The sequence below is a fragment of the Achromobacter sp. ACM04 genome (assembly GCF_014851465.1).
Classification (GTDB): Bacteria; Pseudomonadota; Gammaproteobacteria; order Burkholderiales; family Burkholderiaceae_B; genus Achromobacter; species Achromobacter aegrifaciens.
Genome location: NZ_JACUZS010000005.1, coordinates 160946 through 172804, shown reverse-complemented (window position 1 = coordinate 172804; position 11859 = coordinate 160946). Strand labels below are relative to the sequence as shown.

The 11859-nt window shown below is 67.7% G+C and carries 11 protein-coding genes; 1 reads left to right on the top strand and 10 read right to left on the bottom strand.

Annotated features, from left to right (window positions below):
* The first annotated feature begins 61 nt into the window (after positions 1-61).
* Positions 62-916 (top strand): class II glutamine amidotransferase, encoded by an 855-nt coding sequence (locus IB259_RS26135; RefSeq protein ID WP_192330503.1) that lies wholly within the window; start codon positions 62-64, stop codon positions 914-916.
* Between the two features lie 13 nt (positions 917-929).
* Here the strand turns inward: IB259_RS26135 and dapD are convergent, their stop codons facing one another.
* The 10 genes from dapD to IB259_RS26085 all read right to left on the bottom strand — a co-directional run bounded on the left by dapD (position 930) and on the right by IB259_RS26085 (position 11668).
* Positions 930-1913, bottom strand: a complete 984-nt coding sequence (gene dapD / locus IB259_RS26130) for a 2,3,4,5-tetrahydropyridine-2,6-dicarboxylate N-succinyltransferase (RefSeq protein WP_054455175.1) — start codon at positions 1911-1913, stop codon at positions 930-932.
* 59 nt (positions 1914-1972) lie between these two features.
* Entirely contained in the window at positions 1973-2971 is a 999-nt protein-coding gene (locus IB259_RS26125; protein ID WP_225596946.1) for an autotransporter outer membrane beta-barrel domain-containing protein, read from the bottom strand.
* Between the two features lie 7 nt (positions 2972-2978).
* Positions 2979-4109, bottom strand: a complete 1131-nt coding sequence (locus IB259_RS26120) for a M20 family metallopeptidase (protein ID WP_054455173.1) — start codon at positions 4107-4109, stop codon at positions 2979-2981.
* 39 nt (positions 4110-4148) lie between these two features.
* Complete coding sequence (locus tag IB259_RS26115; RefSeq protein ID WP_054455171.1) at positions 4149-5054, bottom strand: hydrolase; 906 nt, start codon at positions 5052-5054, stop codon at positions 4149-4151.
* Positions 5054-6064, bottom strand: coding sequence for an ABC transporter ATP-binding protein (locus IB259_RS26110; protein WP_013391145.1), 1011 nt, complete (start codon positions 6062-6064; stop codon positions 5054-5056). The genes IB259_RS26115 and IB259_RS26110 overlap by 1 nt, the downstream gene beginning before the upstream one ends.
* Positions 6061-7044: an ABC transporter ATP-binding protein gene (locus IB259_RS26105; protein WP_054455169.1), complete on the bottom strand. Its 984-nt coding sequence runs from the start codon at positions 7042-7044 to the stop codon at positions 6061-6063. Before IB259_RS26105 ends, IB259_RS26110 begins: the two co-directional genes overlap by 4 nt.
* Positions 7041-7961 (bottom strand): ABC transporter permease, encoded by a 921-nt coding sequence (locus tag IB259_RS26100; RefSeq protein WP_054455166.1) that lies wholly within the window; start codon positions 7959-7961, stop codon positions 7041-7043. The genes IB259_RS26105 and IB259_RS26100 overlap by 4 nt, the downstream gene beginning before the upstream one ends.
* A gap of 6 nt (positions 7962-7967) precedes the next feature.
* Entirely contained in the window at positions 7968-8945 is a 978-nt protein-coding gene (locus IB259_RS26095; RefSeq protein WP_054455165.1) for an ABC transporter permease, read from the bottom strand.
* Positions 8946-8994: 49 nt separating this feature from the next.
* The gene (locus tag IB259_RS26090; protein WP_192330501.1) at positions 8995-10626 is read right to left on the bottom strand and encodes an ABC transporter substrate-binding protein; all 1632 of its coding nucleotides are present in this window, start codon (positions 10624-10626) and stop codon (positions 8995-8997) included.
* 70 nt (positions 10627-10696) lie between these two features.
* Positions 10697-11668, bottom strand: a complete 972-nt coding sequence (locus IB259_RS26085; RefSeq protein WP_054455161.1) for a succinylglutamate desuccinylase/aspartoacylase family protein — start codon at positions 11666-11668, stop codon at positions 10697-10699.
* Positions 11669-11859: the final 191 nt, after the last annotated feature.

Genomic DNA, 11859 nt, shown 5'->3' with positions numbered 1-11859 from the left:
CTGGACTGTGCCCGCCCCGCCGTCCGGGGCGCGGCAATCCCGTGGATCGAAGGAGCGCGCCATGTGTCGCTGGCTGGCTTATACCGGTAGTCCCATACAGATGGAGAGCGTGCTGTTCAAGGCCAAGCACTCCCTGATCGACCAGAGCCTGCACTCGCGGCTGGGCGCTACCACCACCAATGGCGACGGCTTCGGGCTGGGCTGGTATGGCCGTCAACACGAAGGCCGGCCGCCGGAGCCGCCGTTCCGCTACCGCAGCGTGCATCCGGCCTGGAACGACCGCAATCTGCGGGAAGCGGCGCGCGCGATCCACGCGCCGCTGTTCGTGGCGCACATCCGCGCCGCCACCGACACGCCCGCGCAGGAAACCAACTGCCATCCGTTTCGCCACGGCCAGTGGCTGTTCGTGCACAACGGCGTCATCCGCGACTATCCGTTGCTCAGGCGCGACCTGATGCTGATGATCGCGCCGCCCTATTTCGGCTCGCTGGAAGGGTCGACGGATTCCGAGGTGATGTTCCTGCTGGCTTTGAGCTTCGGCCTGGAGGAAGACCCGCTGGCGGCGCTGGCCCGCATGGTGGGTGCGGTGGAAGAGACGGGCAGGCGGCATGGCGTGGCGCAGCCCATCAACATGACGGTGTGCGCGCTGGACGGCCAGCGGCTGATCGCCGTGCGCTATTCCAGCGAGGCCGATTCACGCACGCTGTTCCACAACACCTGCGTGCGCCATCTGCGCCAGCTATATCCCGACAATCCGCAGATCGCGGCGCTGGATGACGACGCATTCCTGCTGCTGTCGGAGCCCTTGACCGAGATGCCCGGCGCCTGGGAGGAAGTGCCCGAAGCCACCGCCATCATCGCGGGCGGCGGCACGGTGGCGCACTATCCGTTCGTGCCGGTGCCGCCGGGCGCCTGAGCCGGGCCGGGCTTCAGTGGCCCGTATGCAGGGCCGGATTCAGCGTGCCCCAGGCGGCGGTGCGCACCAGGCACTCCACGGCGCCGGTCTGCGAATTGCGGCGGAACAGCAGGCCTTGCTGACCCGCCAGCGAGGTGGCCTTCACCACCGCGCCTTCCGGCGTCAGCACGCGCGTGCCGGCGGTGACGTAGCAGCCGGCTTCCACCACGCAGTCGTCGCCCAGCGAAATTCCTATGCCCGAGTTGGCGCCCAGCAGGCAGCGCTTGCCGATGGATACCACCTGCTTGCCGCCGCCGGACATGGTGCCCATGATGGATGCGCCGCCGCCGATGTCGCTGCCGTCGTCGACGATGACGCCGGCGCTGATGCGGCCTTCGACCATGGACGCGCCCAGCGTGCCGGCGTTGAAATTGCAGAAACCTTCATGCAGCACCGTGGTGCCGGGCGACAGATGCGCGCCCAGGCGCACGCGCGCGGTGTCGGCGATGCGCACGCCGCTGGGCATGACGTAGTCGGTCATGCGGGGAATCTTGTCCACGCCGCGGATTTCCAGGATCTGTCCGGAGGCGCGCAGATGCCAGCGCAGCGCATCCACCTGATCCACCGCGCAGGGCCCGGCCGACGTCCAGGCGACGTTGGCCAGCACGTTGAACAGGCCGTCCAGGTTGGCGTCGTGCGGACGGATCAGCCGGTGGCTGAGCAGGTGCAGGCGCAGATAGGCGTCGTGCGCATCGACCGGCGGTTCGTCCAGCGACGAGATCGCGGTACGCACGGCGACGATGTCGACCTTGCGGCGGGTGTCGCGGACCAGGGCGGTGGGCACATGTTCGCCCAGCGCGGCGCGGGCTTCCTCGGGCGACAGGTGGCGGGTGCCGGTGGCCGGCGAGTTGTCGGCCAGCGAGGGACGCGGATACCAGGTATCCAGGATGGCGCCGTCGGCGGCCAGCGTGGCGACGCCATAGGCGATGGCGCTGAGGGGCTTGGGGGAATCGGCCATGATGAAAGAGGAAGTGCGCAGTCTGGGTGCGTAATTCTAAGGCGAAAGGGCCGCGGTTTTCAGAGGCTGCCGAAGGCCCAGCGCAGGCTCAGCGACCCGGTGTGTTCGCGGTTGCCGCCGCCATACTGGCCGCCGTAGGCCAGGCCGATGACGGCCGAGCGCGACACGGCGATTTCCAGGCCGGCGCCCGCCAGCGCGGCGGACCGGGCGATGGGCGCGCCGGCGACCGTCAGCACGCTGCCGCCGTCCAGCACCAGGGTGGTTTCAGGTTGTACGTCGCCAAAGGCGCGGCGCCAGCCCAGTGTCGCGTGCAGTCTGCCGAAGGTGGGGCCGAGCGCGAAGCCGGTCTGGCCGCGCAGGCCCAGCGTGGTGGTGGTCTGCCGGATCCGTCCCGCGTCGGCCGAGAGCGCGGTGAATCCGCCCGATTCGCTGAAGCTGCGCGTGCGCACGTTGCGCACCGCCAGGCCCGCGAATGGTTCGATGGTCGCGCTTTCCGATAGCGCCAGCTCGTAGCCCAGTTCCGAAAAGGCCTGCGCGGTGTAGGCGCTGAAGTCGGCGGTCAAGGTCTGCCGGGCGATGCCGGGCATCTCGAAATGCCGCCGGGTGTCGATGTCGTGCCAGGTGTAGGAGGCGGCCGTCAGCAGGTTCAGCTTGCCGGGGCCGGCGTCGAACGACTTCTTGCCGTAGAGCCCCGCGGTATAGCTGTATACGTCCACCCGCGCATCGGCCGCGTCGATGCGGACGCGGCTGCGGGTGGCGCCCAGCGCGCCGCCCAGCCGCCAGCCGGCGCCCGCGTCGAATTCGCCGCCGCCATACAGGCCGGTGGTGCGTTGCTTGATGCGGGCCGTGTTGGCGCCGCCTTCCAGCGTCTGCCAATTGTCGACGACGACGAGCCAGCCCGGCTGGGCCGGCGCGGGACGGGCCGGACGGTCGGCCAGCAGGCTGCGGTCCGGTTCGGCCTGTCCGGCGTGCGCGTGCGCTGCGCCAGCCGCGAACAGGACCTGCATGGCGAACGCCCGCGCCAGCAGCCGCCGGCGCACGGCTATCGGTGGCGGCAAGGACTGTTTACGCCAGTTCTTTCAGCAGCAGTTCCCAGAATTTCATGCGCTGTTCCAGCGTCGAAACCAGGATGTACTCGTTCAAGGTGTGCGCGCCGTCGCCGTCGGCGCCCAGGCCGTCCAGCGTCGGGATGCCCATGGCGGACGTGAAGTTGGCGTCGCTGCCGCCGCCCGTCATGGGCGCGTCTTCCAGCAGGAAGCCGGCGCGTTCGGCATAGCCCTGCACCAGCGCCAGCAGATCGGCGGCGGCTTCGGTCTTCACCATGGGCGGGCGGTTCAGTTCCACGTCGATGTCCAGTTCCACGTCCGGACCCACGGCGCACAGCTCGCGCATGCGGCGCAGCACGTCTTCGGCGGCGCCCATGTCGGGCACGCGGAAGTCGACCACGCAGCGGCACAGCGCTGGCACGGTGTTGGTCACGGTGCCGCCGGCGATGGTGCCGACGCTGACGGTAATGCCGCGGTCATAGTCGGTCATGGCTTCCAGCGCCAGCACCTGGTGGGCCATTTCGCGGATGGCGCTGCGGCCTTTCTCGTGCTGCATGCCGGCGTGGGCCGGACGGCCCTTGACGTTCAGGTTCAGCATGCCGGTGCCCTTGCGCGCCGTGACGCACTTGCCGCCGTTGGGGCGGGCGGGTTCGCAGACCAGCGCGTACTTGGCGTTGGCGGCAAAGCGCTCGATGTGCGCGCGCGACGCGTGGCTGCCGGTTTCTTCGTCGGGCACCACCAGAAAGTCCACCGGCAGCTGGGTCGCGCCGGGGCGCGCCAGGCCGGACAGCGCCGTCAGCGCCAGGTAGATGCCGGCCTTCATGTCGTAGCCGCCCGGCCCATAGAGGCGGTCGCCTTCGATGCGCACCGGGTTCTCCAGCAGCGTGCCCACCGGATGCACCGTGTCCATGTGCGCCAGGATCAGGATGCCGGGGCGCGTGTCGCCGGGGGCGCGGTTGGTCGCGTACAGCAGCGGACCCGTGGTCGGGCCCAGGGACGATAGCTCCACCGTCAGGCCGGCGGCCGCGGCGTAGTCGGCGATGATGCGCGCCATGGCGGCGATGCCCTCGGGGAAGTTCGAGGGCGATTCGCATTGCAGCCAGCTCTTGATGCCGGCGACGATCTGTTCAGTGCTCTGGGTGTTGGACATGACGGTATCGGATATCTGCAACGAAGAAAGTGGGGGCGGTCAGGCGACCTGCTGGCCGGCCAGGCGGGCCAGTTCGGCGGCGTCGGGCATCTTGCCGTCGAACCAGAGGCTGGCGCAGACGGCGGACATGGCGCGGCCGTCGTGGCCGATGCCCGGTACGACCTGCAGCTTCCAGCCGAACGGCACGCCGCGGCGCTCGGCTTCCTTGCGGCCGAACTCGAAGTAGTTCTGCGCGCGTGCGAAACGGTGCGGACCCTGGCGCATGGCGGCGGGTTCGGACGGCAGGTTGGGGTCGTCGGTGGCGATGTCCTGGTCGCCCGCCAGGATGGTCATCGGGTAGGCCAGCAGCTTCACCAGGTGGTCTTCCGTCATGCCTACGCCGTCCATGCCTTCGGGGAAGGGATAGTCGAACGTGGGCAGCGTGTACCAGCCCGGGTTGCCGGCAGCCACGGCCTTGAACGGCGCGTGCGACTGGCTGCTCATCAGGCGGTGCACGAACTGGCCGCCGGCGGAGTGGCCGAACAGGTAGACGTTCTGGCCGTCGGTGATTTCGCCGGCGATCAGGTCCTTGATGACATTGCCCACCAACGCGTAGGTCCAGCCGTCGATGTGGCGCGGATTGCCGCCGGCCGAGAACACGCGGCCGTTGTTGTAGCTTTCCACGCCGGGCCAGATCTCGTTGGAGAAGGTCAGCGCCACGATCAGCAGCTTGTGCTTGTCGGCGGCTTCCACCCAGAAATCGCGGTACTCGTCGCCGTTGCGCAGCACGCCGTGCTGCACGATGACCACCGGCATGTCGGGCGTGTAGCCGTAGGGGCGGTAGGTCTGCAGCTTGAAGGGGCGGTCGGAGTTGCGGTCCTCGTCCACATACAGGATGGCGTTGCGGCCGGCATGGCCCAGTTCGATGGCGATGCGGTCGACGTTGGACATCTCGGAGGGTTTCATCAGGCGTTCGCCTCATTCAGGTGGCAGGCCGACCAATGGCCTGCCGAGATTTCTTTCAGGACCGGCGCCTGCTCGCGGCAGCGCGGCATGGCGTGGGGGCAGCGGGGATTGAAGGTACAGCCCGGCGGCGGATTCAGCGGCGACGGGATCTCGCCCTTGATCGGCGTGAACTTGCGGCCGCGGCGGCCCACGTCCGGCACCTCGGCCATCAGGGCCTGGGTGTAGGGATGGTTGGCGCGCGCGAAGATCTCGGCCGACGTGGAGATTTCCACGATCTTGCCCAGGTACATGATCGCCACGCGGTCGGAGATGTGCTTGACCACGCCCAGGTCATGGCTGATGAACAGGTAGGTGAAGCCGTGCTGTTCGCGCAGGTCCATGAACAGGTTGATCACCTGCGCCTGGATCGACACGTCCAGCGCGGCCACGGGCTCGTCGCAGACCAGGAACTTCGGCGCCACCATCAGCGCACGCGCGATGCCGATGCGCTGGCGCTGGCCGCCCGAGATCTGGTGCGGGAAGCGGTCGCGGTACTCGGGGTCCAGGCCCACTTCCTTCAGCGCCTGGTCGATGCGCGCGGGAATCTGGGCGGCGGGCGCCAGTTTGTGGACCTTGAGCGATTCGCCCAGGATCTGGCGCAGGCGCTGGCGCGGATTCAGCGAGGCCTGCGGATCCTGGAAGATCATCTGCACGCCCAGCGTGTAGGCCAGCTTGTCGGCGCCGCGCAGGCGGCGGGCTTCCTGGCCCTGGTACAGCAGCTGGCCTTCAGTCTGGCCATGCAGGCCGGCAACGACGCGGCCCAGCGTGGACTTGCCGCAGCCGGATTCGCCGACCAGGCCCACGACTTCGCCGCGCTTGATGGACAGGTCCACGCCGTTGACCGCATACACGGTGCGGCGGTCGATGGGACGGCCGGTCAGGGCCAGGATGCGCTGGGCCAGGTCGGGCCGCTGCTCGAAGCGCTTGTGGACGTTCTTGAGCTCGATGACGGGAGTATCGGCTTGGCTCATACCGGCTGGGCCTCGCGGGTAATCGGCACGTAGCAGCGGTAGTTGCGCGCGCCTTCGGTGGTGACAGTGGGGGCTTGTTCGGTGCAACGCGTGACCGCGCTGGTGCAGCGCGGGCGGAACGGACAGCCCGAGGGGCGGCCGGCGAGGCTGGGCGCCATGCCGTTGATCTGGTGCAGGCGCGCGCCGGGCTGGGTGGCGCCGGGCATCGAATCCAGCAGGCCCTTGGTGTAGGGGTGGCGCGGCGCGTCCAGCACTTCTTCGACCGGGCCGCTTTCGACGATGCGGCCTGCGTACATCACGGCCACGCGGTCGGCCAGTTCAGCCACCACGCCCAGGTCGTGGGTGATCCAGATCAGCGCGGTGTTGTGTTCGCGGCAGATCTCCTGCATGCGGTAGAGGATCTGGCCCTGGATGGTGACGTCCAGTGCCGTGGTCGGCTCGTCGCAGATGATCAGGTCGGGCTTGTTCAGCATGGCGATCGCGATCGCCACGCGCTGGCGCATGCCGCCCGAGAATTCGTGCGGATAGCTCTTCAGGCGCTTTTCGGGCGAAGGAATGCCGACCATGGCCAGCGCCTCGCGGCAGCGTTCCTCGGCTTCGGCGCGCGGCACGTCTTCGTGGGTCAGGATGGCTTCCATCATCTGCTCGCCGATGCGCAGCACCGGATTGAGCGTCATCAGGGGATCCTGGAAGATCATGGCGATGCGGTTGCCGCGCAACTGGCGCATCTGCTCTTCGCTCAGCTTGCGCAGGTCCGTGCCCTTGAACTTCACTTCGCCGTCCACCACTTCCCCGGGCGGGTCGATCAGGCCCAGGAGCGAAAAGCCGGTGACGGATTTGCCGGAACCCGATTCGCCGACCAGGCCGACGATCTCGCCGCGGCGCACGGTCAGGTCAACGCCGTCGACCGCCAGCCACGCGCCGGCTTCGGTATGGAATGCGGTGCGCAGGCCGCGCACGTCTAGAAGGATTTCGCTCATGCTCGTCGCGGGTCCAGGCTTTCGCGCAGGCGGTCGCCCACGATGTTGATGGAGAGGATCAGCACCAGCAGGGCGATGCCCGGGAACAGGCTGATCCAGTAGTCGCCCGACAGCAGGTACTGGAAACCGTTGGAAATCAGCAGGCCCAGCGACGGTTCGGTGATGGGCACGCCCACGCCCAGGAACGACAGCGTGGCTTCCAGCGCGATCGCGGTCGCGATCTGGATGGTGGCGAACACCATGACGGGGCCCAGGCAGTTGGGCAGCAGGTGGAACAGCATGATGCGCCAGGCGGGGAAGCCCAGGTTGGCGGCGGCTTCCACGTATTCCTTGCGGCGTTCCTGCAGGGCGCGGCTGCGCATGATGCGGGCGTAATGCCCCCACTGCACCAGCACCAACGCCAGGATCACCTTGTCGACCCCTCGCCCCAGCACCACCAGCAGCACCAGCGCCACCAGGATGGTCGGAAAGCCCAGGATGAAGTCGACGATGCGCATGAGCACGGTATCGACCACGCCGCCGACATAGGCGGCTACCAGGCCGATGGCGCCGCCCACGGCGGTGGCCAGGACCACGGCGGACAGGCCCACCATCAGGCTGATGCGCAGGCCATACAGGATGGCGCTGAGCATGTCGCGGCCCTGGTCGTCGGTGCCGAGCCAGGCGATGCTGCCGTCCATCAGCGCCTGGCGCGGCGCCAGGCGGCCGTCCATCAGCGAAAGGTTGGCGAGGTCGTAGGGATTCTGCGGCGCGAAGAAAGGCGCGAAGACCACCAGGACGATCAGGATGGTCAGCGCGATGACGGAGCCGCGCACCGTCGGGCGTGCGTGCAGTTTCTTCAGGATGGAGGCGCGCTGGGGCGTCTCAGCCAGGGGCTGGACGGTGCGGGTGCGGCCGGGATTCGGAGTTTGAGCCATGGCGGATTATTGAGCGGGAGTCACGAGCTGCACGCGCGGATCGAGCGTGGCGTACAGGATATCCACAACCAGGTTGATGATCACGAAGATCAGGGTGACCAGCATCACGTAGGCCACCACGACCGGGCGGTCCAGCTGGTAGACGCTGTCGATCAGCAGCTTGCCCATGCCTGGCCAGGCGAACACGGTTTCGGTGATGGTGGAGTAGGCGATGAGGGTGCCGAATTCCATGCCGATCACGGTGACCACGGGGATCAGGATGTTGCGCAGGATGTGGCGGCGCACGATGCGGCCGGGCTTGACGCCCTTGGCGCGCGCGAACTTCACGTAGTCCTGGCTGCGGGCCTCGACCACGCCGGACGCGGTCAGGCGCAGCACCAGGGCGATGTTGGCCAGCGCCAGGTTGATGGCCGGCATGATCAGGTGCGACCAGCCATCGGCAGTCAGGATGGACAGCGGCACGCCCAGCACGGTGACCGTGTCGCCGCGGCCGGTGGCGGGCAGCCAGCCCAGCCATACCGCGAACAGCAGGATCAGCATCATGCCTTGCCAGAAGTTCGGCAGCGAAAAGCCCAGCACCGAAGTGGCCATGATGCCGCGGCCCAGCGGCTGGTCGCGGTACAGGCCCGCGATCAGCCCCAGCGGAATGCCGAACACACAGGTCAGCATGATGGCGACCACCACCAGCTCGAACGTGGCGGGGATGCGCTGCACGATCAGCTCGATGGCGGGGATGCCGTGCACGAAGGATGTGCCCAGGTCGCCGTGCAGCGCGCGCCACAGGAATCCTGTGTATTGCTGCCATACCGGCAGGTCCAGGCCCAGGCGGGCGATCATCGCCTCGCGTGCGGCCTGGCTGGCTTCGGGGCTGACCAGCAGTTCGATCGGATCGCCCACGGCATAGACCGCGAAGAAGACCACGACCGAAACGGCCAGCAGCACGAACAGACTCTGTATCAGTCTGCGTAGGATGAACAAGGCCACGAGATTATTTCCTTGGTGGGCTCAGGGTTTGCGGGCGCCGCGTAGGGTCTTACTTGGCGGGCTTGGCCGACATGGCCAGGGTGTACTGGTCGGCGCGGCCTTCATAGGTCAGTCCCTTGCGGAACGCCCAGATGCTGCTTTCGAAATGCAGGGGAATGCTGGGCAGGTCGGCCAACGCCAGCGTCAGCGATTCCTGCAGCAGCTTTTCGCGCGCGGCCGGGTCCACGGTGACGAGGGCGCGCTTGAACACGCGGTCGAACTCGGGGTTGTCATAGCCGCCGTAGTTGCTGGTGCCAAGGCCGTGTTCCTTGTCGAACGCGCTGACCCAGTATTGCAGGAAGGACGAGGCCTCGCCGGTTTCCGACGACCAGCCGCCCATGGCGAAGCTGAACTCGCGCTTGGCGCGCTTGGGGAAGTAGACCGAGCGCGTCATGGTGTCGACGGTGGTCTTGATGCCCACGCGCGACAGGTATTGCGCCACTGCCTGCGTGACCTGCGCATCGTTGATGTAGCGGTCGTTGGTCGATGAGACGGTCAGCTCGAAGCCATTCGGGTAGCCGGCTTCGGCCAGCAGCTTCTTGGCGGCGGCCGGGTCGTAGTTCAGCGCGGGCGGGTTGGGCAGGGTGCCGAACATGCCGTCAGGCAGGAACTGGTTGGCCGGCGTGGCGGCGCCGTCCATGATGCGGTCGGCGATGGTCTTGCGGTCGATGGCCATGGAAATGGCGCGGCGCACGCGCACGTCCTGCAGCGGGTTCTTGCCGTCCGCGGCTTTCACGCCCGGGCTGGGATTGCGCGCCACGTCGGGCTGGAAATACACCACGCGCACCGACGGGGTGATGACGTGGCCGAAACCCGGCGTTTCCGAAATGCGCTTCACGTCGCGCGCGGCGGGATTTTCGATCAGGTCGAAGTCGCCCGCCAAGAGGCCGGTCAGGCGCGGGCCAGCGGCAGGCACCGGCACCAGCTTTACGTCCTTCCATGCCGGCTTCGCGCCCCAGTAGGCGTCGTTGCGCGTCAGTTCGATGGCGGTGCCCTTGACGTAGCTCTTGAGCGTGTAGGGCCCGGTGCCGATCACGGAGCGGCCGGTGTTGAAGTCGGCCACGGTAGGCCAGGCGCCGGTGACGCCGCACTTGTTCTTCAGGTCGAAGCTGATCGGGCCATGTTCGGCGATGCCGTTCCACAGCATGCCCATGCGGGTCAGGTCGTTGGGCAGCAGCGGATAGGGCTGGCGCGTCTTGATCACCAGCGTGTTCCCGTCGCGCACCTGCACGTCGGCGAACTTCTGCACGATGGAGGGGTACGAGCTGCTGATGGACTGCTCGTTGTTGACCACGCGACAGAAAGTGAACAGCACGTCCTGCGCCGTGAAGGGCTGGCCGTTGGAAAACTTGACGCCATCGCGCAGCGTGAATTCCCAGGTCGTGTCGTCCACCGGTTTCCAGGCCGTGGCCAGGCGCGGGATCAGGTTCATCTTGGCATCCTGCCCCACCAGCGTCTCGAACATGTGCGAGGTCATCGCATCGTTCGGCGTGGCCTGGTGGTAGTGCGGATCCATCGACGTCGGCTCGGACGACAGGCCGATCCGCAGAACGCCGGCGGCATCCTGGGCGATGGCCGCGGTGGTACAGGCGGCCATGGCGAAGGCCGTGAGCATGCTGCGGTAGAGCGTCTGGGCAGACATGGATTTTGTCCCTTTGTTGTATTGGTTATGGTGTTGCGGGGCGGCGTTCCTGGCGGGCCGCCGCAGGTCTTCAGGCGATGGGCTGCGCCAGCCGGACGACGGTCACGCCGGGCCGCAGATTGGCGGTGGAAGGCATGATCAGCACGCAATCGTCATAAGGCGTGACGACGGGCTCGCCCTCGGACCAGCCGATCAGGTCGCCGGCGCGGGCCAGCGTTTCCAGGCCCTTCCAGGGTTGGGCGAAGCGGAAATCGGCGCTCTTGGCGGCGATCGCATGCGTCACGCGCAGTGCGCGCTGCGTGGACGCGGCGGGGGCGAACCAATCCGCGGGCAGGTCGCCGCGGTCCACCGTGCCCGCTTCCACCAGGAAGCGCGCCATCTGGTCGACAGCCACGCCGCGCGCTTCGGGCGCGCCATGGAAGCCGCATTCGATCAGCAGGGAACGGGTGCCGTTGTCGCCGGCTTCGCCGAAGCGGCCGTAGTCGCGCATGCGCACGCCCGCGGCGTGGCCGGCGTCGGCGATGATGGTGGCGGGGTTGCCCAGGGCCAGCGCCAGGTCGATATTGCGTTGCTCCATGCCGGTCAGCTGCAGCGGCACGTCGGAATTGCTCATCGAATGGAAATCCAGCAGCCAGTCGGCCTGCTCGACCCAGGGCTGGATCTCGGCGGCGCGGCGGCGTTCCTGGCTGGTCGGCACGCTCAGCTTGTCGTCGCTCCAGACGCGGTTCATGTCTTCGTCGACGAAGCGCGCGGGCGCGTAATTGGCAGGGTCGAAGCGATCGAATGCCGCCAGGTTGCAGAACGCCAGCGTCAGCGAACCGCGGCGCGGGCGCAGGCCCGCCGCCAGCGCGTCCTTCAGCGCCCAGGCGCCGCAGAGTTCATTGCCGTGGATCAGCGCGCTCAGCATGACGCGTTTGCCCGGCACGCCCGAATCGAAATGCCAGACCCCCGGGGTATCCGTGTTGCCCACCCGCTCTGCCGACAAGTTCGGACAGGCAAGTAGAAATGGACGCGGTGTGGACGCGGGGGCGGACGTGGGCATGGGAACTCCGATGAAGCGACGGGATTGTATAGGCGATGGCGCTGGGGGGGCGGCTAGCGGCCGGCATGAGCGGGCGCCGCGGCGCGACGGGCGCTGAAACAGGCTGCTAGCACGGGTTTTCCCTTATATATAGGGCGCGTCAGGCGCGCGCCGCCTTTGAGTATTGGGCGAATTCTAGGAGCTTGGCTGCT